Origin of the sequence: Desulfomicrobium escambiense DSM 10707, from assembly GCF_000428825.1 — a bacterium.
Lineage (GTDB): Bacteria > Desulfobacterota > Desulfovibrionia > Desulfovibrionales > Desulfomicrobiaceae > Desulfomicrobium > Desulfomicrobium escambiense.
Genome location: NZ_AUAR01000013.1, coordinates 1 through 26,321 on the forward strand (window position 1 = coordinate 1; position 26,321 = coordinate 26,321).

General features: G+C 63.6%; 25 protein-coding genes. 9 read left to right on the top strand and 16 right to left on the bottom strand.

Annotated elements, in window-relative coordinates:
- Positions 1 to 105 precede the first annotated feature (105 nt).
- Both G394_RS21210 and G394_RS0111085 read left to right on the top strand, forming a co-directional pair.
- The gene (locus G394_RS21210; RefSeq protein ID WP_156902586.1) at positions 106 to 1,041 is read left to right on the top strand and encodes a hypothetical protein; all 936 of its coding nucleotides are present in this window, start codon (positions 106 to 108) and stop codon (positions 1,039 to 1,041) included.
- Positions 1,042 to 1,061: 20 nt separating this feature from the next.
- On the top strand, positions 1,062 to 3,206 hold the full coding sequence (locus G394_RS0111085; RefSeq protein WP_028577713.1) for a lipase family protein: 2,145 nt from the start codon (positions 1,062 to 1,064) through the stop codon (positions 3,204 to 3,206).
- A gap of 288 nt (positions 3,207 to 3,494) precedes the next feature.
- Here the strand turns inward: G394_RS0111085 and G394_RS0111090 are convergent, their stop codons facing one another.
- Both G394_RS0111090 and G394_RS0111095 read right to left on the bottom strand, forming a co-directional pair.
- Positions 3,495 to 4,406 (bottom strand): DMT family transporter, encoded by a 912-nt coding sequence (locus G394_RS0111090; RefSeq protein ID WP_028577714.1) that lies wholly within the window; start codon positions 4,404 to 4,406, stop codon positions 3,495 to 3,497.
- A 15-nt stretch (positions 4,407 to 4,421) separates the two neighbouring features.
- Entirely contained in the window at positions 4,422 to 5,255 is an 834-nt protein-coding gene (locus G394_RS0111095) for an AraC family transcriptional regulator (RefSeq protein WP_028577715.1), read from the bottom strand.
- 361 nt (positions 5,256 to 5,616) lie between these two features.
- Here G394_RS0111095 and G394_RS0111100 point away from each other — a divergent pair, with 361 nt between their 5' ends.
- Together G394_RS0111100 and G394_RS0111105 are read left to right on the top strand one after the other, a co-directional pair.
- Positions 5,617 to 5,976, top strand: a complete 360-nt coding sequence (locus tag G394_RS0111100; protein ID WP_028577716.1) for an ArsR/SmtB family transcription factor — start codon at positions 5,617 to 5,619, stop codon at positions 5,974 to 5,976.
- Positions 5,973 to 7,136, top strand: coding sequence for an SO_0444 family Cu/Zn efflux transporter (locus G394_RS0111105; protein ID WP_028577717.1), 1,164 nt, complete (start codon positions 5,973 to 5,975; stop codon positions 7,134 to 7,136). The genes G394_RS0111100 and G394_RS0111105 overlap by 4 nt, the downstream gene beginning before the upstream one ends.
- Before the next feature lie 167 nt (positions 7,137 to 7,303).
- On the opposite strand, the gene lysA is transcribed toward G394_RS0111105, so the two are convergent.
- The 12 genes from lysA to xerD all read right to left on the bottom strand — a co-directional run bounded on the left by lysA (position 7,304) and on the right by xerD (position 20,655).
- Entirely contained in the window at positions 7,304 to 8,575 is a 1,272-nt protein-coding gene (gene lysA, locus G394_RS0111110; RefSeq protein WP_028577718.1) for a diaminopimelate decarboxylase, read from the bottom strand.
- A 17-nt stretch (positions 8,576 to 8,592) separates the two neighbouring features.
- A complete protein-coding gene (locus G394_RS20255; protein ID WP_051307128.1) occupies positions 8,593 to 9,009 on the bottom strand; it encodes a hypothetical protein in 417 nt (138 codons plus the stop codon).
- Positions 9,006 to 11,630, bottom strand: coding sequence for a DNA mismatch repair protein MutS (gene mutS, locus G394_RS0111120; RefSeq protein WP_028577719.1), 2,625 nt, complete (start codon positions 11,628 to 11,630; stop codon positions 9,006 to 9,008). Before mutS ends, G394_RS20255 begins: the two co-directional genes overlap by 4 nt.
- Entirely contained in the window at positions 11,627 to 12,718 is a 1,092-nt protein-coding gene (locus G394_RS0111125) for a tetratricopeptide repeat protein (RefSeq protein WP_028577720.1), read from the bottom strand. The genes mutS and G394_RS0111125 overlap by 4 nt, the downstream gene beginning before the upstream one ends.
- A 9-nt stretch (positions 12,719 to 12,727) precedes the next feature.
- A complete protein-coding gene (locus G394_RS0111130) occupies positions 12,728 to 13,735 on the bottom strand; it encodes an SDR family oxidoreductase (protein WP_028577721.1) in 1,008 nt (335 codons plus the stop codon).
- A gap of 84 nt (positions 13,736 to 13,819) precedes the next feature.
- Positions 13,820 to 14,170: a LapA family protein gene (locus G394_RS0111135; RefSeq protein WP_028577722.1), complete on the bottom strand. Its 351-nt coding sequence runs from the start codon at positions 14,168 to 14,170 to the stop codon at positions 13,820 to 13,822.
- Between the two features lie 11 nt (positions 14,171 to 14,181).
- Positions 14,182 to 14,670, bottom strand: coding sequence for an HIT family protein (locus tag G394_RS0111140; protein ID WP_028577723.1), 489 nt, complete (start codon positions 14,668 to 14,670; stop codon positions 14,182 to 14,184).
- A gap of 2 nt (positions 14,671 to 14,672) precedes the next feature.
- On the bottom strand, positions 14,673 to 15,413 hold the full coding sequence (locus G394_RS0111145) for an amino acid ABC transporter ATP-binding protein (protein WP_028577724.1): 741 nt from the start codon (positions 15,411 to 15,413) through the stop codon (positions 14,673 to 14,675).
- Positions 15,400 to 16,206: an amino acid ABC transporter permease gene (locus G394_RS0111150; protein WP_028577725.1), complete on the bottom strand. Its 807-nt coding sequence runs from the start codon at positions 16,204 to 16,206 to the stop codon at positions 15,400 to 15,402. The genes G394_RS0111145 and G394_RS0111150 overlap by 14 nt, the downstream gene beginning before the upstream one ends.
- A gap of 69 nt (positions 16,207 to 16,275) precedes the next feature.
- On the bottom strand, positions 16,276 to 17,016 hold the full coding sequence (locus G394_RS0111155; protein WP_028577726.1) for a basic amino acid ABC transporter substrate-binding protein: 741 nt from the start codon (positions 17,014 to 17,016) through the stop codon (positions 16,276 to 16,278).
- A gap of 89 nt (positions 17,017 to 17,105) precedes the next feature.
- Positions 17,106 to 19,775 (bottom strand): CBS domain-containing protein, encoded by a 2,670-nt coding sequence (locus G394_RS0111160; RefSeq protein WP_028577727.1) that lies wholly within the window; start codon positions 19,773 to 19,775, stop codon positions 17,106 to 17,108.
- 1 nt (position 19,776) lies between these two features.
- On the bottom strand, positions 19,777 to 20,655 hold the full coding sequence (gene xerD, locus G394_RS0111165) for a site-specific tyrosine recombinase XerD (RefSeq protein ID WP_043775613.1): 879 nt from the start codon (positions 20,653 to 20,655) through the stop codon (positions 19,777 to 19,779).
- A 62-nt stretch (positions 20,656 to 20,717) separates the two neighbouring features.
- Between xerD and folK the strand changes: the two genes are divergently transcribed.
- Genes folK through G394_RS20260 form a run of 5 tightly spaced genes read left to right on the top strand, consistent with a single transcriptional unit; the run spans position 20,718 to position 23,033 of the window.
- Positions 20,718 to 21,245, top strand: coding sequence for a 2-amino-4-hydroxy-6-hydroxymethyldihydropteridine diphosphokinase (gene folK, locus G394_RS18910; protein ID WP_043775615.1), 528 nt, complete (start codon positions 20,718 to 20,720; stop codon positions 21,243 to 21,245).
- Positions 21,245 to 21,499, top strand: coding sequence for a transcriptional regulator (locus G394_RS0111175; RefSeq protein ID WP_028577729.1), 255 nt, complete (start codon positions 21,245 to 21,247; stop codon positions 21,497 to 21,499). The genes folK and G394_RS0111175 overlap by 1 nt, the downstream gene beginning before the upstream one ends.
- Positions 21,500 to 21,508: 9 nt before the next feature.
- Complete coding sequence (gene fsa, locus G394_RS0111180; RefSeq protein WP_028577730.1) at positions 21,509 to 22,156, top strand: fructose-6-phosphate aldolase; 648 nt, start codon at positions 21,509 to 21,511, stop codon at positions 22,154 to 22,156.
- Positions 22,157 to 22,210: 54 nt separating this feature from the next.
- Complete coding sequence (locus G394_RS0111185) at positions 22,211 to 22,528, top strand: hypothetical protein (protein ID WP_028577731.1); 318 nt, start codon at positions 22,211 to 22,213, stop codon at positions 22,526 to 22,528.
- 10 nt (positions 22,529 to 22,538) lie between these two features.
- The gene (locus G394_RS20260; protein WP_028577732.1) at positions 22,539 to 23,033 is read left to right on the top strand and encodes a hypothetical protein; all 495 of its coding nucleotides are present in this window, start codon (positions 22,539 to 22,541) and stop codon (positions 23,031 to 23,033) included.
- Between the two features lie 181 nt (positions 23,034 to 23,214).
- Here the strand turns inward: G394_RS20260 and G394_RS0111195 are convergent, their stop codons facing one another.
- Both G394_RS0111195 and G394_RS18920 read right to left on the bottom strand, forming a co-directional pair.
- Positions 23,215 to 24,393, bottom strand: a complete 1,179-nt coding sequence (locus G394_RS0111195) for a response regulator (protein WP_028577733.1) — start codon at positions 24,391 to 24,393, stop codon at positions 23,215 to 23,217.
- Positions 24,390 to 26,255, bottom strand: coding sequence for a DNA topoisomerase 3 (locus tag G394_RS18920; protein WP_051307129.1), 1,866 nt, complete (start codon positions 26,253 to 26,255; stop codon positions 24,390 to 24,392). The genes G394_RS0111195 and G394_RS18920 overlap by 4 nt, the downstream gene beginning before the upstream one ends.
- Positions 26,256 to 26,321: the final 66 nt, after the last annotated feature.

Consider the following 26,321-nt stretch of genomic DNA (forward strand, 5'->3'; position numbering starts at 1 on the left):
TCATTGCCCACAAGGCCCTCAAGGACCGTTTGGTCGTACACGGAATGCGTGATCTATGATTCCGCCTATTCCTGCATTTCAAGTCTGAACGAACGGAGGCGCATTATGACCAAGTTCAAATGGGTATTGCTGGCCGCGTTTCTCGTCTTCCTTGCCTTCGTGTTCGACACGCAGCTCATTGTCCTGCGCGACGAGGGGATGTTCAACCTGCGCTATGAGGTGCCCAAGGAAATGGAAGGCAAGATGTTCACGTCCGCATACTGGACCAGCGACTCCTTCATGTGTCGGCAGCTCAGTTTCGGGTCAGGAAAATTCGGGCCCCATAGATATGGGGCATCCGCTCGTAATGTGGAAGAAAAGCCGGGAATATGGGTTTCTCACATTCCCACCAGGATATGGCACCCGTTCTGTCAGTGGGAACTCGACCTCATGACCATTGGCGTACACTCCAATGCAGAGAAAACTAGCTATCATCAATTGGCTTATGCCTTCCTTTACGAACCCAGAGACCCGAAGCCTGACGATGAAGTCAAGCAAGGAGATCCACGGACTCGAAACAACGAGTCGATTCTGGTTTGCGACGTATCGGAACATAACATAATAAGAATATACGATAATGGTAATTATACCAATAAATTTTATTCATACAATTGCAAAAATCCAACTGCACGTGGAGCGAATAAATCTTCAGGAACACCATATGTTGGATTTACACACAAGGATTCAGGAAAAATTAAAATAAATTATTCTAATAATAAACTACAATATTTTAGAAAAAATTACTTTGACGAAAAAGTGAACAAAAAAAAATCATATGAAAAAGAAATTAAATATTTAAATAGCATAATTGATAGCATGCACACAACAATAGGCTTCGAAAAATATTGGTCAGTAAACACTGAGAGTGGACAATACAAAATTCGAATAGGCATCCCAGGAAATAAACCTGAATCTGAAATTTCAATCCAACTGACTCAAGAACAGCTTGCGCTCCTGGCATCGGAAGATGTGTGGGAGTTGCCGGATTTCATTCATCAGTGACAGAAGAAGGAGAACGCATCATGCAGTTGAGCCCCATTCAATGCTTTCAAAAACGCTGTCTGCGTCTCAAGATCGTCGATTTTGAAAACACGCCCATCACCGGCCTTGTTCATCCCGACAGCGGCGAAGAAGTCGGGAATCTGCTGATCAAGGCTTACGACGCGGGAGGCATGCTGTTGAGTGAGCACGTGTACGCCAAAGGCAAACCGATACTCGACCTGTGCCATGTGGGCCGCGGCTGGATGTACCTGGAATTCAATCCCCTGCCTCGTACCAAGCCGCAAGGCTACCCGGACGACGAGGAATGGGATCAATTGACCCTGGCGGCGGACATCATCGCCCACAAGGCCCTCAAATCGTCTTCCCGTAATGGAGTGCGACCGAACCGTCAGGTTCTGAGCGAAGAGCACCGCATCGGATGGTCGTATCATCGCGTGGCTCACGGAACCCTTAACCTGCCGCGACGACTGGAACACATCGACGACAGGTTGGAGGAGACCCGGCCCAAGCAGCGTTGCGCCCTGCGCTTCATGATGACCGAAAACGAACGCCGCTGTCCGTCATGCCACAACCTGCAAACCGGGTACCTGCTGGAACTCGCGCCCCTCTTCTGCTGGATTCCCGCACTGGTCACGTCCAAACTCGGCGCCCCGGACGACTGGGACAGCATCACCGCGAACAATCTGGCAGTCTTTTCCACCCTGGCCTATGCGGATCCAGACACCAGAAACAAAGGCACCCGGCCCGAAGACAACACGAAAGCACCATACGACAAGACAATCCTCCATACTCTCGACAATCTCCGCACTCAGCGTGCCAGGCCATACCAAGTCGGCGGCGAGTGGGTGGATATGGTTCTCCACGAGATGCCCTATGACTGGAATTACCACGACATGAGATTTTTTCGCATTGCGAACAAATCGAAAAATCCCACGGATACCCAGGCCTTCATGGCCACCAACAGGAACACCATCATCATTTCCGTTCGAGGAACAGAAGGCCCGTTCAGTCAAGACCTCATCCAAGATGTTAAGATCTCAATGAAATCTTGCCCGGAACCACTCGCGCAGATTGGCTCTGCGCATACGGGTTTTTTGCAAGCCTTCGAGTATTTATGGGAATTTGTACATAGTTATTGCGAAAATCACAGCAAAGCGCCTGATGGCACGCTCAAACGCATCTTTGTGACCGGCCACAGCCTGGGAGGGGCGGTGGCTTCGCTCCTGGCATGCGCGATCTCCTCGGATTTTTCCAACCCCGTCACCCTCTACACCTACGCCGCCCCCCGAATCGGCGACACCGTGTTTGCCCGCTACTGGAATTTTCAGGTGCCGCACATGCGCCATGTCTATCGCAACGACATCATTCCCGCCGCTCCGCCGGCATTTCTGGGTTACCGGCACTTCGGGCACCTGCGGCAAATGAGCCTCGTGAAAGCCAAAGGGACTGTTCTGCCCTGGATCGGGGACTATGGGCTGCACCAGATGGAGAGTGCCATCACTCGGCAGCGTCGCTACACGGGAGACAACGCCCCCTGGGGGCCTGCGGAGATGACCGGATACGAGCAGACGGAAAAGGGATTTTTCGAATTTTTCGAGAGAAAACTTCGGGGAGGCTTCAGACACGTCAACAGCGCCGTCGATCTGGCCGGGGTCATGTTTCATTTCATGGCCAGCAATTACATCACGTTTCTGCAGAATGAACTGCGGCAGCGTTACGAATACGCCAGCAGGGGAGGGGCCATGCTCTCGCGGCACATCACCCCTCGCCACTTGGACCCGGATGACGACTACGATCAGGAACTGCTCGCCTACATGCAGCCCGTCTCACTGGCCGAACTGCTGGACAGGCATGTCTCGGAGCTTGTCTCGCGGTCTGCGGTGGAGGAGGAAGTCAAGCGATTCTGCCGCGACACGGGACGCCTCGCCGACATGGCCCGCCAGGAGTATCTCCAGACCCGGCAGGAAAAAGCCACTCGTGCGTCATGTCATCTAGGCCCTGAACTCGACCTGCTGTCACCATCGCAAACGCGGGAAGGAAGCCCCTTGGCCGCTCATCAGTCCTCGTACGAGACGGAAAGAATGGCTACAATGAAAAAGGCCGGGGAAACCCTGCGGCAGTACATCCTCGTGCCGCCAAAAATTGAAGGCCGGCCGCTCATGTAAATGCACGCATGAAATCACGCTGAGCACGAATTGTGGCGAAAACGGACCATTCAGACTCCGGGACGCACAAATTTCAAAACAAAGAGCGTTTGGATGATCCCGTTTCGTCCGAAAACGTCGCGGACCGCACGGCACCGTGTGTTCGGCGGATTCCCGTGACGTGAACGGAGCGGAAACTTCTGTCGTTCTCCACGTGCCGAGACGCGATGAATCGCGTTTGGAGAGCCTTTGCCTTAGGACTTCCGCTTCCCGCGCTCCGGCCCGAATTGTCTGCGCGGCATGCGTGGCCTATCCCTTCTGCGTCAGCAGCACCGAAGCAAGCACCACCCCGGCCGCGGCCAGTTGGATCAAGCTCATAGTTTCTCCCAGGAAAAGGAAGCCGCAGGTCACGGCCACCACGGGTATGAGGTTGATATGGGCCGAGGCCGTGCCGGCCGGCATGCGGGTGATGGCCCAGTTGTAGAGGGAGAAGGCGCCGAGGGTCACGCCTGCACCGAGGAAGAGCAGGATGAGGATGAGCCGGGTGTCGAAGGTTCCGGCCGGAACGTCGAGCAGGCGCAGGGCCCCGGGGGAGAAGAAGAGGCAGCCGGTGACCACCTGCATGACGGTCAGGGTCCAGGCGCCGTAGCGACGGCCCAGGAAGCGGATGAGGATCATGTTCGCCGCGGCGCAGACCATGGCCCCCAGCTCCAGACCGTTGCCCAGAAGCGGCGAGGGCGCCGTTTCCGTCGCCTCGCCCGAGAGGCTCAGCACAGCCACGCCCGCCAAGGACAGGAGCAGGGCGAACACCGTGCGTCCGTTCAGGGGCTCGCGCAGGGTCATCCATGCTCCCACGCCGACCAGCAGCGGCACAGAAGCCGAGATGACGCCGGCCTGGGCCGAGGTGGTCAGCCCCAGGGCGGCAGATTCGAACCAAAAGTACAGGCACGGCTGCAGAATGACGGCCGGTATCAGCAGTTTCCAGTCGCCGCGCCGGTACATGGACAGGTCGATGCTGCGGTACATGGGCAGGATGCAGGCCAGGGCCACGATCATGCGCAGCCACATGACGCTCCATGGGTGCAGGTCTGCCAGGGCGGCGCGCATGGCCGAGAAGGATGCGCCCCAGAGCAGGACGGCGCCCAGCACGGCCAGGCGCGGGGCCAGACCGATGGAAAGGGTTTCGATGACGTCAGGTGCGGCGACGGATTCGGATTTCATGGCATGTCTCCCGTATCAGAGTGAAGTCGAGGGGGTATGGGCGATGCGTGCGGCGTAGTGCCCAGGCGTGACCCCGGTGTAGAACTTGAACGTGTTGGTGAGGTGGGGTTGGTCCGCAAAACCCGCCAGCTGCGCCACCTCGGACAGCGGCGTGCCGCGTCGGACCAGGCTTCTGGCCAGTTCAACCCGGCGCTGGGTGCGGAAGACGTGGGGCGGCACGCCCGTCTGGCGCTTGAAGGCGCGCAGGAAATGGTACTGGCTGACCCCCAGGGCGGACGCCATGTCCCGGATGGTGACCTTGCGGTCCAGGTCCGCGGCCAGCAGTTCCCTGGCCCGGCGGACAAAGGTCCGATCATGGACATCGCTATCCCTCGGCACCCCGCCGTGGGCCCGCAGCACGTTCCCGAGGGTCCGCACCAGGGCCGACTCGGTCTGCAGATCGTCCTCGCTGCCGAGGCTCGTCACGAGCTGTTGCAGGGATTCGCACACGTCCGGCCGGTCGCTGATCAGGGCCGTGAACTCCGGAGCCGCCTGGGACCTTCGGCTTACATCCTCGGCCAGGCTCCGGACCAGATCGAGGCCCAGATAGAACATGGTGTAGGAAAACACGCCGTCACGGGCCGGACCGCCGGCATGGACCTGGCCGGGGTTGATCAGGCAGGCCTGGCCCTGCCGCACGGTGGCGTCGTCCCTGCCCGGACCCAGGCATTGGCACGCCCCGCGGTGCATCAGTCCCACGGAGTAGAGGTCGTCGTGAAAATGCCGCGGGAAGACGTGCGTGCTGAACGACGCCCGGCAGATCTCGATGCCGGGCATGCTGGCGATGAATTCGAAAGAGGGGGCGTCCATGGCCGGGATCAATAGACCATGGAGGGGCGGGCCGTCTTGGAAAAAATTGCGTTGCGGTGCCGCAGACTCAAAGTCGGGACAAATTGAGTCGAAACGCGTGCAGAAAGTCGCCGGGGCAAAGTACGGGCAGATCTCCGCATACCTTTGCCGGGAAGTGGGCCAATTTTTCGGTTATGAGGCCGCCCAAACACGGCGGAATCAATAAGGACACAACCAACATTTTCGACATGAAGTCTGCGTATCCTCCGGGAAGATTGGCGGGCATGGCTCGCGAAGTTCCGGTTAATGACTTGACTAGGTTTAGTCGATTTAATATTTGAGCAATCTTTCAAATGTTGAATGTCATTTCTGTGAGGCAAGCATGGATGAGATCTGTGAAGTCCGTTGCATCCACCCGGCCAATGTTGCCCGGGCCAATCTGGGGCGGACGGAGGCGCGGGAGCTGGAGGAGGCTGCGGCGCTGCTGGGGGCCATGGCCGACCCGACCAGGGTCAAGATCCTAGACGCCCTGCGCATGGGGGAGCTGTGCGTGTGCGACCTGGCGGCCGTGCTGCAGATGACCGTCTCCGCCGTCTCGCATCAGCTTCGGCTGCTGAAGGCCGCACGACTGGTGCGGGGCAGGAAGGACGGCAAGGTGGTCTTCTACACGCTGGACGACGAGCACGTGGAGAGGATTCTCGACACGGCCCTGGAACATTGCCGGGAAAGGGGGGCACAATGAGCGGGTTTCTCAAGGTCTGCTGGGACATCCTCGTCGACTCGTCGGTCTGGATGCTTTTCGGCTTTTTCATGGCCGGACTGCTGCGGGCATTCGTGCCGGCGGACATCGTGGCCCGACACCTCGGCCGCGGCCGCTCCGGCAACGTTTTCAAGGCGGCTCTCTTCGGCGTGCCCCTGCCGCTGTGCAGCTGCGGCGTCATTCCGGCCGCGGCCGGCCTGCGACGGATGGGCGCCAGCAAGGGCGCGACAGCCTCCTTCCTCATCTCCACGCCCGAGACCGGCGTCGACTCCATGTCCGTGAGCTGGGCGCTGCTGGACCCGCTCATGACCGTCCTACGGCCCCTTTCGGCCTTCGTCACGGCCATGGCCGCAGGCCTTTTCATCGACGCCGCGGACAAGGGGGACGAACCGGGCAAAGCCCCGGCCGAGAGCGATCTGCCCCAGGCTCCGGCCTGTTCCTCCGGGTGCTGCTCCTGCTCGGGCGCGACGAAGCCCACGCCGGCGGGGATTGTCGTGCCCTCGGGGGCTCCGGGGCCCGAACCGGGCGATCCTTTTGCCGCGCCCGGAAACGGGGGGGCGAAGCATGTCGCGACCGTGTCCAGTTGGAGGCGTTTCCTGGATGGACAACGCTTCGCCTTTGACGACCTCATGGGCGACATCGCCCCGTGGTTCGGCCTGGGCATCGTCCTGGCAGGGCTCATCACCCTCTACCTGCCCGAGAACCTGGGAGCCATGCTGCCTGGGGGCGGGGCCATGCTGGCCATGCTCCTCATTTCCATGCCGATGTACGTCTGCGCAACTGCCAGCACCCCCATCGCCGCGGCCCTGGCCCTCAAGGGCTTCTCACCCGGGGCGCTTCTCGTCTTCCTCCTGGCCGGGCCTGCCACCAACGCGGCCACGGTCCTCATGGTCGGCAAGCTTCTGGGGCGCAGGTCCGCTGTCATCTACGTCACGACCATCGCCGTCGTGACCATGGCCTGCGCCGTGGCCGCCGACGCCGTGTACGCGGCGCTGGGTTTTCACATCCACTCCTGGCTCGGGGGATCCGGAGCGGAGGAGGGCGGTCCCCTCTCCGTTGCCGCCGCCCTGCTCATGCTTGCGATCCTCGTCCGTGCGGTGGCGCGTTTGGCGGTCAGGCGGTTCGGGCCGCGTACGAACTGAGTACCCCGGCACCAACGTTCCCGACCAACCTCCCGCACACGCGGGCGACCATCGATCCGGATGTGGCCATTCGGGTCAGTCGATGCCGAATTTGCACCACATCATGAAAAAATCCCCCGGCCGCATCGCGCAACCGGGGGATTTTTTTGATATGCGTGAAGCTTCGGCTATTTCTGCAGCTCGTCGATGAGCGACAGCCCTTCCTCTTCCAGCTCCACCAGATCGTTGTAGACCTCGCGCTTGCGGATGAGCACGTGCTTGTCGCCCTCGACCATGATCTCCGCGGCCCTGGGGCGGGAGTTGTACTGCGAGGACATGACGAAGCCGTAGGCTCCGGCCGAGAAGGCGGCCAGCAGGTCGCCCTGGGCTACCTTGGGGAAGGTGCGGTTCTTGGCCAGGAAGTCGCCCGATTCGCAGATGGGCCCGACCACGTCGGCCGTCATCTGCTCGCCGTTGCCTTCCTTGACGGGCGCGATGCGGTGGTAGGAGCCGTAGAGCGACGGGCGCACCAGATCGTTCATGGCCGCGTCCACGATGACGAAGGTCTTGTCCTCGTTGGTCTTGGTGTACTGGACTTCGGCCACCAGGATGCCCGTGTTGCCGGCGATGACGCGGCCGGGTTCGAGGATGAGAGTCACGTCCATGCCCTTCAGGGACTCGACCAGGGCCCGGCCCAGATCCTCGGGGTGGGGCGGCTCCTCCTCGTTGTAGGTGATGCCGAGGCCTCCGCCCAGGTCCAGATACTTGATCTTGATGCCCATCTCCAGCAACTGCCCGTGGAAGGCCTTGAGACGGTCCAGGGCTTCCAGGAAGGGGGAGAGTTTGGTCAGCTGGGAGCCGATGTGGCAGTCCATGCCGATGGGGTCGACGTTGGGCAGGCTCTTGGCCAGGGCGTAGGTCTCCAGGGCGTCGGGCCGGGACAGGCCGAACTTGTTTTCCTTGAGGCCCGTGGAGATGTAGGGGTGGGTCTTGGGGTCCACGTCGGGGTTGATGCGCAAGCTGATGCGCGCAACCTTGTCCAGATCGGCGGCGATGGCGTTGATGCGCTCCAGTTCCTGCCGCGACTCGACGTTGAACATGAGGATGTCGGCCAGCAGCGCCTCCTGGATCTCCACGGCCTTCTTGCCCACGCCCGAATAGACGATCTTGTTGCGGGGCACCCCGGCGCGCAGGGCGCGGAAAAGCTCGCCGCCGGACACGATGTCCGTGCCCGCGCCTTCCTTGGCCAGGATCTTCAGCAGGCTCAGGTTGGAGTTGGCCTTGACCGAATAGCACGTCAGGTGGTGGATGCCCTCGAAGGCCGAGTCAAAGGCCTTGAAATGGCGTTTGAGCGTCGTGGCCGAATAGATGTAGAGGGGCGTGCCGTATTCCCGCACCAGATCGGCTACGGGGATGTCTTCGGCATGAAGGTGTCCGTCCTTGTATTGAAAGTAGTGCATGAGGTTTCCTCTCAGGGTCAGGGGGTCGAGGGTTCGAGGGTGATGATCTCCGACAGGGCCGGTTGGATGATGTGGTAGGTGTTGTCCGCCTTCAGGCGGATGCGCAGGGTCTTGCCCGGCAGGGGCTCGCAGATGGTGAAGATGAAGCTGTTCTCCTTGCGGTACAGGCCCGCGCTGTAGGGGAAGAACTTCTGGGTGTAGGACGGCGTGAAGGGGCAGGTGGGGCAGCCTTCCTGCTCGATCTCCACCAGAAAATATTCGAGGTTGGCCAGGCGGCCGCCGAGCTTGGCGTTGATCAGGATGCAGCCCTGGTCGTAGCGCGCCTCCATGTGGTTGATCTGGATCAGCTCTTCGCTGGCCACGGGCTGGGGCCATTCCTTCTTGCCGCAGGCCGCGGCCGACAGGAGGAGGATGCACAGCAGCAGACGTTTCATGAGTTTCCTGCCATAGCCTTCCACTGGTGGAGCAGGGTAAGTGCGTCCAGGGGGGAAAGCTCGTTGACGTTCAGGGACTGAAGGGCCGCGAGCACGGGATGCATGCCTGCCGCCTCCTCCCGGGGTTGGGCCGCCTTGGCCAGACCAGGCAGGCCCACCTGGCGGCTGATGACCTCGCGCCGCTTGGCGCCGCCTGGGGCGTGGCGCTCCAGGGCCGTCAGGATTTCCTTGGCCCGGGCCACCACGGGGGCCGGGACGCCGGCCAGGCGGGCGACCTCGATGCCGTAGCTGCGGTCGGCCGGGCCGGGCACCATGCGACGCAGAAAGACGATGTCGCCCTTCCATTCCTTGATGGCGATATTGTAATTGCGCACGCCGGGCAACCTCTCTTCCAGCACCGTCAGCTCGTGGTAGTGGGTGGCGAAAAGGGTGCGGATGCCGCCCTGGCGCCGGGCCAGTTCCTCGGCCACGGCCCAGGCCAGGGAAAGGCCGTCGAAGGTGCTCGTGCCCCGGCCGATCTCGTCGAGGATGACCAGGGAGCGCTTGCCTGCCTGGCGCAGGATGCGCGCCGTCTCGGTCATCTCGACCATGAAGGTCGACTGGCCCATGGCCAGGTTGTCCGAGGCGCCCACGCGCGAGAAGATGCGGTCGCACAGGCCCAGGCGGGCCGAGGCCGCCGGCACGAAGGAGCCCATCTGCGCCAGGATGCAGATCAGCGCCGCCTGCCGCAGCACCGTGGACTTGCCGGCCATGTTCGGGCCCGTGATGAGGAGCACGCGGCCGTCGTCGCCCATGGTCAGGTCGTTGGGGATGTAGTTCGAGCGGCCCTGCACGGCCTCGACCACGGGGTGTCGTCCGGCCCGGATGGCGATCTCCAGGCCCTCGTGCAGTTCTGGCCTGCGCCATTCCCATTTGCGCGCAGCGTGGGCCAGGCCCTGGGCGAAATCCAGTTCGGCCAGGATGCGGGCCATGGACATGAAGCGGGCGCGGTGCCCGGCTACCTCGTCGCGCAGGGCCAGGAAAAGTTCGTACTCGCGGGCCTTGCGGCGGTCCGAGGCGCTCATGAGCCGGTCTTCCAGGACCTTGAGCTCCTCGGTGATGTAGCGCTCGGCGTTGACCAGGGTCTGGCGGCGGATGAAGTGGGCCGGCGGCTCGGCGGCCCCGGCGGCGCGGCTCAGCTCGAAGTAGTAGCCGAAGACCTTGGTGAAGCCGAGCTTGAGCTTGGGCAGGGCGCAGGCCGCGCGTTCGCGTTCGAGCATGGCCGTCAGGGCCGCCTCGCCGTGGTCCGTCAGCTCCATGAGCTCGTCCAGGGTCCGGTCGTAGCCCTGGCGGAAGAGCCCGCCCTCGGTGATGACCGGCGGCAGAGAGTCGGCCAAGGCGCGGGACAGCAGGCCGTGCACGTCGTCCAGGTCGTCCCAGTCGCGCAGCAGCCGGGCCAGCAGGGGCGGCACGGAATCCAGGCGCTCCAGGTCGCGCCGCATGCGCGGCAGTTCGGCCAAGGACGCGCACAGGGCACCGAAATCCTTGGGCGTGGAGCGGTTGACCACGATGCGCGTACACAGGCGCTCCAGGTCGTAGACCTTGTCCAGGGCGCGGCGCAGGCCCTCGCGGGCGTCGTCGCCGTCGGCCAGGAAGGCGACCAGCTCCTGCACGGGCAGGATGGCGGACAGGTCCTTGAAGGGCTGGTGCAGGCGCGTGGCCAGGAGGCGTCCGCCCATGGGCGTCTGGGTCTGGTCCAGGACGTTCCACAGGGTGCCCCGGCCCTTGCCGCCGTCCATGGTGCGGAAAAGCTCCAGGTTGCGTTCCGTGACCTCGTCCAGGAGCAGGGTCGTCGAGAGGTCCAGGGGGGCGAAGGGGGCCAGATGGCCGAGGTCGCGCTTCTGGGTCAGCTCCAGGTAGGTCAGGAGCGCCCCGCAGCAGCGCGTCAGGGCCGGCTTGTCGTCCAGGTCCAGAGAGGACAGGGTGGCCACGCCCTGGGCGCGCACGATCTTGTCTTCGGCCCCACGGCCGTCGAAATAGGATTTCTCGGGGAAGCGCGATATCCGCGGCCGCCACTGCTCCAGATCTTTGGGCAGCTGCTGGGCGTCGGTCAGGAGCAGCTCGCGCGGGTTCATCTTGACGAGCCACTGCCAGAGCACGGCTTCGCTCTTGGTCTGCAGGCCCGACCAGGCGCCCGTGGAGAAATCCACCCAGGCCAGGCCCCCGCCCAGCTCCGCGTCCCAGAACAGGGCCCCCAGGAAGTTGTGTCCCTTGGCGTCGAGGTTGATGTCCTCGACCACGGTGCCGGGCGTGAGAACGCGAGTCACTTCGCGGCGAACCAGGCCCTTGGCCTGCTTGGGGTCCTCGACCTGGTCGCACAGGGCCACCTTGTAGCCCTTGTCCAGAAGCTGGCGCAGGTACTCGTCGATGGCGTGGTGGGGCATGCCGCACATGGGCACGGGGTTCTCGGCCCCGGGGTTGCGGCTGGTCAGGGCGATCTGCAGCTCGCGGGCCGCCACCTCGGCGTCCTCGAAGAAAAGCTCGAAGAAGTCGCCCATGCGGAAAAAGACGAGGGTGTCCGGATGCTCCTCCTTGACCCGCAGGTACTGCTCCATCATAGGCGTCAACTTGACCGTGCTCATGACGCCTCGTCGCTCAGGAGCTGCCGCAGGGTGATGGAGTGCCAGGACATGCACTTGGGGCAGCAGAAGAAGATCTGGCCGCGTTTGAGGCCGCAGCGGCCGCAGACGAAGCGCTTGGCCTCGCGCGCGCGGCGCAGCAGGAAGTCGAGCTGCAGGGTGAAGACCTGCGTCATCCGCTGCTCGGGCAGGGACATGGTCAAGAGCTCCAGCCGCGAGGGCCAGAAGGCGGGATTCAGCAACAGCGCCTTCTCCTGCCAGGTCTTGGCCTCCTCGACGCGGCCATGGGCGCGCAGCAGGCAGCCCGCGCTGTGGAGAGATGATAGTTCCGGGGGGTGGCGGTCAATGACGGCCAGCAGGGAGTCCAGGGAGGAGGCCGGGAGGATCGCCCTGGCGGGTTCGGCCGGGTCCTCGTAGTCGAGCAGGGGATCGAGGAGCACGAAGCCCAGGTGCGGCCCGACGGCCCCGAGCCCCTGGTCGAGGTGCGTGATGACCTCGTCCCAGTCGTCCCGACGGATGCGGTGCATGATCCCTTCCAGCCACGCTTCCGGCGATGCCGGGTACACGTCGCGGGCCTCGGCGATGAGGCCCGGGTCGGCGGGTTCCCGGGACGTGGCGGCGCGGACCAGGTAGTGGGCGGCCTGGGGGGCGTGCCCCATCTTCCGGTACTGCCGGCTGGCGGCCAGGAAATCGCCGCCCTTGGAGTGCAGCAGGGCCAACTCCAGTTCGAGGGCGGGGTGGTCGCCGCCGATCTCGCGGCACTGGCGCAGGGCCTCGTGGGCCCGGTCGAGGATGCCGGCGCGGGAGTAGTCGCGGCCGAGCTCGAACCAGATCCGGGCCTGGTCCTCGCGCCCGAGGTCGGGACGGGCCAGGAGGGAACTGCGCATCTGGATGGCCCGGTCCAGCTCCCCGCGCATGCGGTAGAGGTTGCCCAGGGCCGAACAGGTCTCCACGGCGCCGTGGTGGTTCTTCATGGCGCGCGACAGGTCGTCGATGGCGGCCAGGGCGTCCTGGGCCGGGTTGGGCGGCACGGGGAGGAAGAGGTCCGTGTGGTCGTCGCGCAGTCCCAGCAGGGACTTGAGCCATTGCATGGTGGTCTCCTAGGTCAGATGCCGGGCGTACCACTGGCCGGCCCGGGCCAGCCCTTCACGCACGCCGTAGGCCGGGTCGTAGCCGAGCAGGGCGCGGCTGCGGGAGATGTCCGCCAGGGAGTGGCGCACGTCCCCGGCGCGGAAGTCCCGGTACGAGGGCGCCATGTCGGCGCATCCGGGATTGAATTTCACGGCCTCGTCGCGGATGAGGGCGAAGAGTTCGTTCAGGGAGGTGCGCTGGCCGTAGGCCACGTTGAAGACCTTGCCCGGCACCTCGGGGTTGCGTGCGCATGCTGCCAGGATATTGGCCTGGACGCAATTGTCGATGAAGCAGAAGTCTCGGCTGGTCTCGCCGTCGCCGTTGATCCAGACGGTCTCCCCGCGCAGGAGCCCCGCGAACCATTTGGGGATGACGGCGGCGTAGGCGCCCTCAGGGTCCTGGCGTTTGCCGAAGACGTTGAAGTAGCGCAGGCCCGCGCTGTCCAGTCCGTAGGTTCGCAGGAAGACCTCGGCATAGAGTTCGTTGACGTACTTGGTCACGGCGTAGGGCGACAGGGGCTTGCCGATGACGTCCTCGACCTTGGGCAGGCCCGGGTGGTCGCCGTAGGTGGAACTGGAGGCCGCGTAGACGAAGCGCCTGACCCCGCAGTCCCGGGCGGCCACGAGCATGTTCAGGAAGCCAGTGACGTTGTTTGCGTTGGTCAGCAGCGGGTCGGTGATGGAGCGGGGCACCGAGCCCAAGGCCGCCTGGTGCAGGACGAACTCCGCGCCGGTGCAGGCTTCCACGCAGTTCTGCGGGTCGCGGATGTCGCCCTCGATCATGCGAAAGCGCGCCCACTGCGCGGGCGTGACGGAGCCCCGGACCTCGTCGAGGTTGTGGCGGTGACCCGTGGAGAAATTGTCGAGCCCCGTGACCTCCTGGTCGTGAGCCAGCAGGGTCTCCAGCAAATTGGAGCCTATGAAGCCGGCCACGCCCGTGACGAGCCAGCGGCGGCGTGTTTCAAGTAAAGTGTGCATCTGCGGTCCCCCGGTGCAGGAAAAAAATTGCGTCCCGAAGGGTGGCCTTGGGGACGCACTGTGGAAGGTCTTGCGACGGAGAGATCAGTTCTGGATGTTCTCGGTCGATTCCGCCGTGGTGTACGGCTCTTCCACGGTCTTGGGGCGCAGGGAGGCGGCTTCGCGCTCCAGGGCGTCGACCTGCTTTTTCAGCTGGCGGGCCTGCTTGGACAGGCGCACGCGTTCCAGGAAGAAGTACAGGGTGCACAGCAGGGCGCCAACCACGAAGGCCATGAGGATGACCAGATAGAAGGGTACGGCTTCGGTCGTGTAGTGAAGGCCGAAAACCTTGAGCTCCAGCGCCAGTTCCTGGACCAGAATGTCGTGGTTCTGGACGAAGAACAGCATGGAGAAGAAGAAGAGAGCCACCAGGCCCAACACTTTGAGATAACGCATCCGAGGTACCTCTACCGTTGAAGGTTGTCGAAATATGGTTTCAGGCGCTCGTACGTCGAGCGCAGGTGCTCGGGAAGAACGCTCGTTTCGGACATGACGGCCATGAAGGAGTGGTCTCCGTTCCAGCGGGGGACGAGGTGCACGTGCAGGTGCTCCCTGATCCCGGCGCCGGCGGCCTCGCCGATGTTCACGCCGATGTTCAGGCCGTGCGGCTTGAAAGCTTGTTGTAGGATAAAAGCGCACTTTTGTACATAGTCCATGACTTCGTGGCTTTCCTCGGCGGTCAGCTCCGTGATGTTGCTGACGTGCCTGAAGGGCGTGACCATGAGATGCCCGTTGGAGTACGGGAAGATGTTCATGATCACAAAACAGTGCTCGGCGCGGTGCAGCACGCAGCGCTTTTCGTCCTCGTGCGTGCCTTCGGGCAGGCAGAAGACGCAGGTGTCGGGCTTGGGGCCCAGGATGTAGTCGATGCGCCAGGGCGCGTGGATTGTCTTCATGGCTACAGGATCTGGCTGAGGAACTTCTGGGTGCGCGGATGTTCCGGGTTGGTGAAGAAGTGCTCGGGCGTGCCCGTCTCGACGATCTGGCCGTGGTCCATGAAGATGACGCGGTCGGCCACCTCGCGGGCGAAGCCCATCTCGTGGGTGACCACGACCATGGTCATGCCCTCGCGGGCCAGGGTGACCATGACGTCCAGGACCTCGCCGATCATCTCGGGGTCCAGGGCCGAGGTGGGCTCGTCGAAGAGCATGATCTTGGGGTTCATGGCCAGGGCGCGGGCAATGGCCACGCGCTGCTGCTGCCCGCCCGAGAGCATGGACGGGTAGACCTCGGCCTTGTCCTTGATGCCGACCTTGTCCAGGAGGGCCAGGGCCCGCTTCTTGGCTTCCAGCTCCGGCACCTTCTTGAGCTTCATGGGCGCCATGGTCAGGTTGCCCATGACCGTCTTGTGCGGGAAGAGGTTGAAGCTCTGGAAGACCATGCCCAGTTCCTGGCGGATCAGGTTGATGTCGCTGCCCGCGGCGCTCACGTCCTTGCCGTCGACGACGATGCTGCCGCTGTCGATGGTCTCAAGGCGGTTGATGGAACGCAGCAGGGTGGACTTGCCCGAGCCGCTGGGACCGATGATGACGACCTTCTCGCCCGGATTGATGGACAGGCTGACGTCGTTCAGCGCCTGCAGCTGGCCGAAGAACTTGTAGACGTTCTTGATGTCGATGATGGGCCTAATCCCGTTCATAATAGTTCAACCTCTGCTCCATTTTGCTGACGCCCTTGGACAGGAAGAGCGTGATGACCAGGTAGACCAGGGCCACCATGGTGTAGGCCTCGAAATACAGGAAGGATTCGCTGGCGAACTCGCGCCCGCGCCGCATGAGGTCGGCCACGGCCAGCACGGACACCAGGGAGCTGTCCTTCAGCAGGGCGATGAACTCGTTGCCCACGGGCGGGAGGATGGTCCGCCAGGCCTGGGGCAGGATGACGTACATCATGGTCTGGGCGCGGTTGAAGCCCAGGGAGCGCGACGCCTCGGACTGCCCCTTGTCGATGGAGTCGATGCCGGCGCGGAAGACCTCGCCCATGTAGGCCCCGTAGCAGATGCCCATGGCGGCCACGGCCGCGGCCATGGGCGGCAGGTCCTTGAAGAATTCCAGGCGGCCCAGGGCGTAGTAGATGTAGAAAAGCTGCACCAAGAGCGGGATGCCGCGGATGATCTCGACGTAGGTGGACGCGATCAGGTTGACGACCTTGTTCCGGGACAGGCGTCCCAGTCCGGTGACGAGCCCCAGGACCAGGGACAGGAGGATGGACAGGATGGTGACCTGGAAGGTCACGTACACGCCGTCGGGCAGAAATTTGAGCACCCTCCAGTAGGGTTCGGGCTGGGTCACGCAGAGGTAGACGATGACGGCGATGGCGCCGAAGAAGGTCATCCACCAGGCCGTGAACAGCCCTGCGTCTTTCTTGACGGGAATGGCGGCGCCGTCGCCGATGTCGATCTTGACGGCTTTCTTGTGGAAATGTTGGTTCATGACAGGCCTTGTCGGGGTCGGGTGAAAAAAATGGCGAACCGGGGAATTCCCGGTTCGCCATGGCTCATGCTATTTGGATCCGAACCATTTGGCGTAGATCTTGTCATACTCGCCGTTCGCCTTGATGGCGGCCAGGCCCTTGTTGATCAGGTCGGCGATCTCCTTGTTGCCCTTGTTCACGGCGAAGCCCAGGTATTCGGGCTTTTCGGGGGCGATGAGGAAGGCCAGGGTCAGTTTCTGGGAATACTGCTCGTGCTGCAGGGCGTAGTTGGAGGCCACGGCGTCGTCGGCGATGACGGCGTCCAGGCGGCCGTTGTAGAGGTCTTCCACGGCCAGGCCGATCTCGTCGTAGGACTTGGCGGTGGCGCCTTCGATCTTCTTGCACACGAAGTAGCCGGTGGTGCCCATCTGGGAGGCGATGGTCTTGCCCTTCAGGTCTTCAACGGTCTTGATGGCCGCGTCCTTGGCGGTCACGACGCCCTGCTTCACTTCAAAGTAGGGGTCCGTGAAGTCCATGGTCTGCTTGCGTTCGTCGGTGATGGACACCGAGGAGGCGATGGCGTCGTACTTGCCGGAGGCCAGACCCGCGAAGATGCCGTCCCAGGCGGTGTTCTTCAGGACGGGATTGAAGCCGGCGGCCTTGCCGATGGCGGCCACGATTTCGGGACCGAAGCCGACGATGTTCTTGTTGGCGTCGACCATTTCCATGGGCGGATAGGTCGCGTCCACCGCGAAGACGACATCCTTGGCCAGGGCGTTACCGGCCATCAGGAAAAGAGCCAGCAGAGCAAGAGCAATCCGAGTGCGCATACGTCCTCCAAACCAGGTTGATGATTTCCGTAAAAAGAGTCCCACGGACCAAAACGACAAAAAATTGTTAAAGAATTGCCACCCTCCGGTCAAGAAAGTGCTGCGGCGTCGCGCGCTTCCCCAGCCAGGGAATTGGCCAGGCGCTGCGCCAGGGCCAGCTGCTCCTCGCGCGTCGCGACTTCGGCGTTGAGCACCGCGCACTTCACGGCGCGCAGGATGGTGGAGTAGTGGGGGCCCGGCGGCAGGCCCAGGGCGGCGATGTCGCGGCCTGAGACGGCGATCTGCACGTCCTGCAGATGGGTCAGGTACTGGGACACAGCCTTGCGCAGCTCTTCCTTGCGCTGCCGGGCCATGGTGTAGAGCAGCCCCTCCAGGGAGAGCGGGGCGAGGATCTCGTAAAGGTCCGCCGGCCGCCCTTGGTTTCTGGCCCACTGGGCCAGCTGCATGGCCGTGAAGCGCAGCTGCCGGCGCGTGGACTCGACCAGTTCCACGCGACGCGGCGGGAACTGCAGGCGCGCCGTCAGGGCCAGGACCTGGTGGGCGTCGAAGCCCGAGACCAGCCCCAGGAAGTAGACGATCCAGATGTCCGGAGCCTCGCGGCGAAACAGGAGCTTGTACCACGTGATGACCTTCTCAATCTCCTCCAGCAGGGCTTCCTTGGTCTGGGGGAAGTGGAGCAGGGGGCTGATCTCCTGCAGCAGGCCCAGGTCGCGCATGCGCACCAGGGCGTCCACGGGCGCGCTGTCCTCGGCCAGGAGCCGCAGTTCGTGGCGGATGCGCGCCCCCGAGAGCCGCTGGAAGATGTTGAGGCGCACGGCGTTCTTGATGAGCCGCTCGGTCTGGCTGCCGATCTTGAACTGGAAGCGCTGCTCGAAGCGGATGGCGCGGATGATGCGCGTCGGGTCCTCGACGAAGGACAGCGAGTGCAGGACGCGGATGATGCCGTCCTTGATGTCCTGCTGGCCGCCGAAGAAGTCCACCAGCCGGCCGAAGGTCGGCGGGCAGAGGTGCACGGCCAGGGTGTTGATGGAGAAGTCGCGGCGGTAGAGGTCCATCTTCAGGGACGATAGCTCCACGATGGGCAGGGCGGCCGGGTATTCGTAGTATTCCAGGCGGGCCGTGGCCACGTCGATCTTCTGGCCCGATGGCAGGATGAGCACGGCCGTGCGGAACTTGAGGTGCGGCCGCACCCGGGCCTGGAGCCGTTCGCCCAGGGCGTGGGCGAAGGCCACGCCGTCGCCCTCCACCACCAGATCGATGTCGTCGTTGGGGATGCCCAGCAGCATGTCGCGCACGAAGCCTCCCACGGCGTAGACCTCCACGCCCATGTCCTGGGCCGTCTGCCCGGCCAGCTGCAGCAGCGCGACGGTGGCTCGCGGCAGCCGTTCGGACAGCACGTGGCGGATGCTCTTCTCCTGGCGCTTGTCCGAGAGGAGGGACTCGGGGATGCGGGCCGGCTCCTGGACCATCAAATTGATGAGGTCGGTGCGCGTGATGACCCCGACCATGGCGTGATCGCGCAGGACCGGCACCAGGCGCTGGCGACGTCCGAGGATGATCTCCATGACCTGGTAGAGGTCCTGGTCCTCGGACACGGCCTGGAAGTCCTCGAGCATGTACTCCGTGACGCGTTCGGAACCCAGGCCGTGCCCCACGGCCTTCTCCGCCAGGCTGCCCTCGATGATGCCGCAGACCTGGTCCCCGAACTCGACCACGGGCAGGGCCTTGAGGCCGTAGCGGGTCATGACCTCCGCGGCCTGGGCCACGGTCTGCGCGGCCTCGATGCGCACCACGGGCGCGGACATGAAATCCCTGACCACGAGCTGCGGATTGATGTGGGAGTAGAGCAGCGCGAAAAGTTCATCCCTTACTTGAGATATCGTGCGATCCTTGATGGAGGCCGACGCGGCGTAGGCGTGGCCGCCGCCGCCGAAGGAGGCGCAGACCACGCCCACGTCCACCTCCGGGGCCTTGCTGCGGGCCACGAGCTGGATGCGGTCGCCCATGCGGCCGATGGCGAAGAGGACGCGGATGTTCTCCATGTCCATGAGCTTGTGGGTCAGCAGGGCGAAGTCGCCGACGTAGGACTCCAGGGAGACCTCGGTCAGCACGATGTCCACGCCGTTTATGGTATGGGTCGCGGCCGACTCGATGAGTTCCGAGAGGATGGCCACCTGTTCCGTGGACAGCTCGCGGCTCATGATGTCGCGGACGACGTCGAGGTCCATGCCCATGGTCCGCAGCCAAGCCGCGGCCTCGAAGTCGTGCTCCGTGGTGGACTTGAAGGTGAAGCCGCCCGTGTCCTCGAAAATCCCCAGGCCCAGGATGGTGGCCTCGTCGGCGTCCACGGTCAGGCCTTTGGCCTTGAGCATGTCAACGATGATGGATGTGGTTGCGCCCCAGGGCAGGTACACGTCCACGACGCCGCGCAGGCCTTCGTCGTCGGGCGGGTGGTGATCGTAGATGTGGATCTCCAGGCCCGGCACGGCGAAGAGGGGCTCCACGTGGACCAGGCGCGAGCGCTGGCGGGTGTCCACCACGACGAGCTTGCGGATCAGGGCCGGGTCGATGTCCTTGAGCGTCGTGAAATTGAAGAGGTACATGGCGCTCTGGATGAAGTAATCCTTAAGGGAGCTCTCCTGGGTGCCCGGGAAGACCAGGGCCGCGCCGGGGTAGAGCTTGCTTACGGCGATCATGGCGGCCAGGGCGTCGAAGTCGGCGTTGGCGTGGCAGGTGATGACCGTTGTCGGATGACTCATCTCAGGCCCGTGGGTGGAATTTGCGGTGCAGGGCGATCATGCGCGCCGACTGCACGTGGGTGTAGATTTCCGTGGCCATGATGTCGCTGTGCCCCAGCAGGATCTGCACGGTGCGCAGGTCGGCCCCGCCTTCGAGGAGATGCGTTGCGAAGGAGTGGCGCAGGGTGTGGGGTGACACGGTGCGCGCGATGCCGGCCTCCAGGGCGTAGCGGCGGATCATCTTCCACACGCCCTGGCGCGAGAGGCCCAGGCCCGAGCGGTTCAGGAAGGCCTCGTCGCACTTGGGGCCGAAGAGGGGGCGCCAGCGGCGCAGGTAGTCCAGGAGAAAACCTATGGCTCCGTCGTGCAGGGGCACGAAGCGCTCCTTGCTGCCCTTGCCCAGGACGCGCATCAGTCCGGTCTGGGGGTCGAAGTCCTGGGCCGTCATGGCCACCAGTTCGGACACGCGCAGACCGCAGGCGTAGAGGAGTTCGAGCATGGTCCGGTCGCGGAAGCCCAGGCGGTCCGAGGTGTCGGGCCGCGCCAGAAGCGCCGTGACCTCGTCGCGGGACAGGACGTCGGGCAGCTTGCGCGAGAGTTTGGGACTGTCCAGCAGGGCGGCCGGGCTGCCCGTCAGGACGCGCTCCTGCACGAGATGGTCGAAGAAGCCCCGCAGGCTCGACAGGTTGCGGGCCAGGGAGGTGTTTTTGAGGCCCTTGCGCCGCAGGTGCACGAGGTAGAGGAAGAGGGTGTGCTCGTCCACGGAATCGAGGCTCCCGCCCAGTTCCGTCATGAAATCGCGGAAGAAGAGCAGGTCCGAGCCGTAGGCCTCGACGGTTTTTTCGGACAGGCCGCGGATGACGGTCAGGTGTTGGAGGTAGGCGTCGATTTCGTCGTGCATTTCCGCCAAGGTACATCTGCCCCCTTGCCTGCACAAGATGAAAAAGGTAGCTTTTTCGGGCTATGCCACACCACACGGTCACCCAAGCCTATCTCGGCCTGGGCTCGAACATGGGCGACGGGCCCGCCAACCTGCGCCGCGCACTGGAACTTCTTGGCGCCATCCCGGGCCTGACCGTGGAGGCCGTGTCCCCGATCTTCCGAACGGAGCCCCAGGGCCTGACGGATCAGGCTTGGTTCGCCAACTGCGCGGCCCACGTCCGTTTGGAGGGCGCCTGGACGCCCGAAACGCTCCTGGACGCCACATCCGGCGTCGAGGACGCCATGGGAAGGGTGCGCACGGTGGTCTGGGGACCGCGCGTCATCGACATCGACATTCTGCTTCTGGACGGCTGCGAATGGCTGTCGGACCGGCTGCAGATCCCGCATCCGCGCATGTGCGAGAGGGCCTTCGTGCTCGTCCCGCTCATGCATCTCGCCCCGGACCTTCGCATCCGGGACGCAAGCCCATCACAGTGGCTGTCGCGGCTTACGTACTCCGTCGAGGGGGACATCATCCGCCAGCCCTCCAAACCATTTCGAGGTGAATGATGCTCAAGTTTCTCGTGATCGCCGCCGCCTGCTTCATCCTGTACAAGTTGCTGACCAACGACCGTAAGAAGAAGGTCGAAGTCAAGAAGAACAATGACGAGCAGCTGGCTAAGGAAGGGGTGCTGGTCAAGGATCCCGTCTGCGGCACGTACGTTTCCAAGGATTCGGACATCCGGATCAAGGAAGGGGGGCAGGTCAGGTGTTTCTGCAGCTATGAATGCCGGGACAAGTACCTGAAAATGATCAAGGAATAAGGGGGAACCATGCAGTTCTTCATCGACACCGCCAACCTGGACGAGATCCGGGCGGCCATGGACATGGGCCTGGTGGACGGCGTGACCACGAACCCGTCGCTCATGTCGAAGGAGGCGTCCGACTGGCGCGAGATCGCAACCGAGATCTGCCGCCTGGTGTCGGGGCCCGTCAGCCTCGAAGTCATCGCCCTGGACGCCGAGGGCATGGTCCGCGAGGCCCGGGATCTCATGCAGTACGGACCCAACGTCGTGGTCAAGGTGCCCATGACGGGCGAAGGGCTCAAGGCCGTGCGCATCCTCAAATCCATGGACATCGAGACCAACGTGACCCTGGTCTTTTCCGCGGCCCAGGCGCTGCTGGCCGCCAAGGCCGGCGCGGCCTACGTCAGCCCGTTCCTCGGGCGCCTCGACGACGTGGGCCAGGACGGCATGGAACTCGTGCAGCAGATCCTGACGGTCTACGCCAACTACGGCTTTTCCACCCGCGTCATCGCCGCAAGCGTCCGCCATCCGCTGCACGTCCTGGATGCGGCCCTGGCCGGCGCGCACATTGCCACGGTGCCGTTCAAGATCCTGAGCCAACTCTTGAGCCACCCCCTGACGGACAAGGGGATTGCCGCGTTTCTCAAGGATTGGGAGAAGAAAGAAGGAAAATGACCGGCTTTGTGGTTGTTGTGGACGTTATGGACGGCATGGACCGTATGGACTGAAATGGACGAGCCCTCAGTCAGCCCGGTCGGCGCAGCAATGCGCCGGGCCGGGCTTTTCTTTTTACAGGCGCCGCATGTCCATCAGGGCGGCTCCATTTTGTCCATCCCGTCCATAAGGTCCATCCAGTCCACCATTCTCGCGCGCCTTTTTTTTAGTCCCATAATGAAAATTATGTTAACTTTAATAATCGTGAAGGTTCAGCAATCCCGCGCCATTGCCGAAGGCACCGCTCTTTTGGTACTGTTCTCTTTGCCTGCGCCGCAGCTTTCGCGCTGCGAAGCTCACTGGCCGGCCGTTGCGGCTTTTCCATCAACATGAGGATATTCACATGAAGCGCGTCCTGACTTTGCTGATCACATTGTGTCTCGTCGGCCTGGCTGGCTGTGCCTGGGCTCAGTCCGCAGACAATTCGACGCTGAACATCTCCAAGCCCGCACAGACACCTGAAACCGCGCCTCCGTCCGGCGCCATCGGCAAGTTCCCCCTGGACATCCAGTCCCGCGGCTCGGACCAGAGCGGCACGCTCCTGTCGTTCAAGCTCAAGGAGGAAGTCATCGCCAGCAGGCTTTTCGAGCTGACCGCGTCGGAGAAAAAGAAGTTCGTCCTGCACATCATGAGCCAGCCGGAATTCCCTGACCGCCCGGAAATCGCCTCGATTTATTCGATAGTTCTTGTTTATCAGGAGGATGCCGGCGCGTTGACCTATTACCTGAACCAGTATCAGGGGCAGGTCCATCCCGAGGCCGTGCCGGCCGAGATGCGCAAGATTCTGGAGTGGACGTATTCAAATCTCAAGCGTTTCAACTACTTGCTTGAAGAATAAGGTTGCCCGGGTTCTTGCACTGACGTGTTGGACTTTATGGACTGAAATGGACGCGGTCCAGGTCGGCCCGGTGCGGCGCAACTTTGCGCCGGCCGGGCTTTTTTCTGTCCGGGCTTCATAGCGGCGGCCCGTCCTCGAGCCCTCGAAGAACGCTGTCCAATGACCGTGGTGCGAGTCGCCTTCAGCTTTCCGTCTGGTCCGTGTTCCGGGGCGTGCCGCCGCCCTTGACCATGACCGGTTCGTCCACATGGCCGTTGCGGGCGGTCTGGCGGATGAAGAGGATGGTCGTGCGGGACAGTTCGTAGCCTTCGGGCGCCAGGACCATGCTTTTGCCGTCGCGTGTCCCGGTCACGGGCCGGGCCAGGACCATGCCTGGTTGCAGCGCCTCCAGGCCGACCGGCGTTTCGGCCTGATCGCTGGCCGCGATCTGCGCCTCGAGGGCCTGGAGCATGGAACTGGCGTACAGGCCCCGCTCGCGCATGCGCTCCATGAATGCCGCTGTGGGGAGATTTTCGAACAGGGACATCCGGTATTCCATGACCAGGGCCAGGATGGGGGAACCGCAGGGCATGTCCGGCATGTCCGTCGCATCGTCGGAAGCCGGCATGAGGCTCAGGTGCAGAAAATTGGAATATCCGCGCAGGATCTCGGCCACGTCCCGCATCTTGGGGATATGGCGCAGCAGTTCCACCGCGTGCTCAGGATGCCCTGCGAAGGCGAGCTTCTGGGCGTCGCCCAGTTCCCGTCCGGAGACGACCGCATCCAGCGTCTGTGCCGGCAGGGCGATGAAACCTACGACGGAGGCGAGGAATGCCGTCTCCGTCAGCACCGGATCCGGGTCGTTGAGCCGCTGGCATAGCCCGCGCAGGAGCGGCAGTACGGAGCTCAGCAGATCGCGCAGGTCGGCGCGCAGCCAGCACACGATCTCGTGCACGGCCTTGGCAAAAAGGGCGCAGGTGTCCCGCATGTCGCGCGAGGATGTCCACATTTCCTCGTATTGCCGGACACCCTTGCCCACGGCGTCCAGCAGCGGTTGATCGTCGCACGAGGCGGGCAGGACGTGAAAGACGCCTGCCTCGTTGACCGCGCGCAACAGGTCGGCCACTCCCATGGACGTTCGGCTGAGCAGGATTCTTGAAGTCTGGGGGCTCACGGTGCGCACGCGCGCCAGAAACTCGATCCCGTCCATGTCCGCCATGGAGAATTCGGCGATGACCGCCGCGTACGGACCCTCTTCCACAAGCCGCTGCAGCCCCGAGCGCGCTCCCAGGGCGATGTGCGTCTCGAAATTCCTGCGCAACCTGCGGTGGGCGGCCGTCAGGGCCTTGCCGTCGGAGTCCACGACGAGAATGGTGTTCACGAGGCCACCTCCTTGCTGCGTGCGTTTCGTTGCGGGGCGACGGGGCAGCGCGGCGGACGCGCGGAGCTGCCCTTGACCAGACTCACCCCACCGGCGACCATGTCCCGCACCTGGCGCATGAATACCCCATAGGCATAACTGCCCTGCTCCATCTCCTTGAGGCGCTTCTCCCACTCGCCCGTCAGCTCCGGCGAGGCCACCTGGGGGATCATGGCGCAGACCACGTCCACGGCCCAGCACCCCAGGTCCGAGGCCACGAGGCGCTTGCCGTCCTTGGCGATATATTCCCGCGCAAGCAACGTTTCAATGATTTGGGCGCGAGTGGCCGGAGTGCCTAGCCCCCTCTCCTTCATGGCCTCGCGCAGTTCCTCGTCCTCCACGAGCTTGCCGGCCGTTTCCATGGCCGCCAGCAGGGTCGCGTCGGTGAAGTGCGCCGGGGGCTTGGTCTTGTGCGCCGCCAGAGTCAGTTCCACCACGTCTACCGCCCCGCCCTTCTTCAGGTCCGGCAGGGGGTTGTCCTCGGAGGCCCTCCAGGGCTCGGCCTCGAGCCAGCCGCGGTCGCGGAAGATCTTGCCCGTGGCGCGGAAGCGGTGCCCGTTCACGCCGATCCACAGGGTCGAGGCGTCGAACACGGCATCGTCCATGAAGGCCGCGGCGAAGCGCCGGCAGATCATCTCGTACACGGCCCACTCGTCCGCGCCCATGCCCGCGCGGTTGGCCTTGACCGTCGTCGGGATGATGGCGTGGTGGTCCGTGACCTTGCCGTCGTTGACGCACTCGAACTTCTTCTTGCCGCCCTTGATGTTGGCCGCAGCCTTGCTCGAAATCTCCGGGAAATGCCCGTACACGGCCCGCAGGTTCTCCAGACACTCGGCGAAAAGCTCCTTGGTCAGGTGTCTGGAGTCGGTGCGCGGATAGGTGATGACCTTCTTCTTCTCGTACAGGTCCTGGGCGATGGTCAGGGTCTGCTGGGCCGAAAGGTTCAGGCGGGAGTTGGCCTCCTTCTGCAGCGTGGTCAGGTCGAAGAGCAGCGGCGGCTTCTGGCGGCCCTTCTTCTTCTCCATGGCCAGCACCTCTCCCCTGCCCCCGGCGCAGGCCTCCACCACCTCGCGCCCTTCCGCTTCGGTCCAGACCTTGGAGTCCTTGAACTCGGGCGGGGCGAACCAGGTTGCCCGGAAGGTCGTCTCGCCTTGGGCGAAGTCCCCTTCCACAGTCCAGTAATCCTTGGGCTCAAAATTCTCGATCTCGCGCCGCCGGTCCACCAGGAGCTTCAGGACCGGCGTTTGGACCCGGCCCACGGTGATGAGGCTGCCGGCGCGCAGGGTGAAGAGGCGGGAGAAGTTCATGCCCACCAGCCAGTCGGCCTCGGCCCGGGCAAAGGCCGCGTGCCCGAGGTTGCGCTTCTGCTCGCCGTCCACGAGGCCGGCGAAGGCCTTCTGCAGGCCTTTCTCGGTCATGTCGTTGGCCCACAGGCGGCGGATGGGCTTGGTGCTACCGGCCAGAAGGTAGATGCGCCGGAAGATGAGCTCCCCTTCGCGGCCTGCGTCCGTGGCGTTGATGACCTCGGTGATGTCGTCGTCCAGAAGGTAGCGGCGGATGATTTCGTACTGGCTGGCCGTGGACGGCAGGATGCCCAGGGTGAAGCGCGCCGGGAGCATGGGCAGCTGGCCCATGGCCCAGCGGCCTGCCCAGGCCGGGTTCTGCTGCGCCGGCTCGGCGATGTTGACCAGATGCCCCACTGCCCAGGTGACCACGTGCCCAGGCCCTTGCAAGCAGCCCTCGCCACGTCCCCTGACGCCCAGCACGGCGGCCAGTTCGCGGGCCACGGAGGGTTTTTCGGCAATGATCAGCGTTCTGGGCACGGGCGTTCCGTTCGCGGGCAATCGAGAGTCATGGGGAAATTCATCGTCATGGGACGGCTAGGTACG

Bases quoted from the DNA above. Each gene is read 5' to 3' on its own strand.
- G394_RS21210 (WP_156902586.1), top strand. From the start codon at position 106: ATGACCAAGTTCAAATGGGTATTGCTGGCCGCGTTTCTCGTCTTCCTT.
- G394_RS0111085 (WP_028577713.1), top strand. From the start codon at position 1,062: ATGCAGTTGAGCCCCATTCAATGCTTTCAAAAACGCTGTCTGCGTCTC.
- G394_RS0111090 (WP_028577714.1), bottom strand. From the start codon at position 4,406: ATGAAATCCGAATCCGTCGCCGCACCTGACGTCATCGAAACCCTTTCC.
- G394_RS0111095 (WP_028577715.1), bottom strand. From the start codon at position 5,255: ATGGACGCCCCCTCTTTCGAATTCATCGCCAGCATGCCCGGCATCGAG.
- G394_RS0111100 (WP_028577716.1), top strand. From the start codon at position 5,617: ATGGATGAGATCTGTGAAGTCCGTTGCATCCACCCGGCCAATGTTGCC.
- G394_RS0111105 (WP_028577717.1), top strand. From the start codon at position 5,973: ATGAGCGGGTTTCTCAAGGTCTGCTGGGACATCCTCGTCGACTCGTCG.
- lysA (WP_028577718.1), bottom strand. From the start codon at position 8,575: ATGCACTACTTTCAATACAAGGACGGACACCTTCATGCCGAAGACATC.
- G394_RS20255 (WP_051307128.1), bottom strand. From the start codon at position 9,009: ATGAAACGTCTGCTGCTGTGCATCCTCCTCCTGTCGGCCGCGGCCTGC.
- mutS (WP_028577719.1), bottom strand. From the start codon at position 11,630: ATGAGCACGGTCAAGTTGACGCCTATGATGGAGCAGTACCTGCGGGTC.
- G394_RS0111125 (WP_028577720.1), bottom strand. From the start codon at position 12,718: ATGCAATGGCTCAAGTCCCTGCTGGGACTGCGCGACGACCACACGGAC.
- G394_RS0111130 (WP_028577721.1), bottom strand. From the start codon at position 13,735: ATGCACACTTTACTTGAAACACGCCGCCGCTGGCTCGTCACGGGCGTG.
- G394_RS0111135 (WP_028577722.1), bottom strand. From the start codon at position 14,170: ATGCGTTATCTCAAAGTGTTGGGCCTGGTGGCTCTCTTCTTCTTCTCC.
- G394_RS0111140 (WP_028577723.1), bottom strand. From the start codon at position 14,670: ATGAAGACAATCCACGCGCCCTGGCGCATCGACTACATCCTGGGCCCC.
- G394_RS0111145 (WP_028577724.1), bottom strand. From the start codon at position 15,413: ATGAACGGGATTAGGCCCATCATCGACATCAAGAACGTCTACAAGTTC.
- G394_RS0111150 (WP_028577725.1), bottom strand. From the start codon at position 16,206: ATGAACCAACATTTCCACAAGAAAGCCGTCAAGATCGACATCGGCGAC.
- G394_RS0111155 (WP_028577726.1), bottom strand. From the start codon at position 17,016: ATGCGCACTCGGATTGCTCTTGCTCTGCTGGCTCTTTTCCTGATGGCC.
- G394_RS0111160 (WP_028577727.1), bottom strand. From the start codon at position 19,775: ATGAGTCATCCGACAACGGTCATCACCTGCCACGCCAACGCCGACTTC.
- xerD (WP_043775613.1), bottom strand. From the start codon at position 20,655: ATGCACGACGAAATCGACGCCTACCTCCAACACCTGACCGTCATCCGC.
- folK (WP_043775615.1), top strand. From the start codon at position 20,718: ATGCCACACCACACGGTCACCCAAGCCTATCTCGGCCTGGGCTCGAAC.
- G394_RS0111175 (WP_028577729.1), top strand. From the start codon at position 21,245: ATGCTCAAGTTTCTCGTGATCGCCGCCGCCTGCTTCATCCTGTACAAG.
- fsa (WP_028577730.1), top strand. From the start codon at position 21,509: ATGCAGTTCTTCATCGACACCGCCAACCTGGACGAGATCCGGGCGGCC.
- G394_RS0111185 (WP_028577731.1), top strand. From the start codon at position 22,211: ATGGACGAGCCCTCAGTCAGCCCGGTCGGCGCAGCAATGCGCCGGGCC.
- G394_RS20260 (WP_028577732.1), top strand. From the start codon at position 22,539: ATGAAGCGCGTCCTGACTTTGCTGATCACATTGTGTCTCGTCGGCCTG.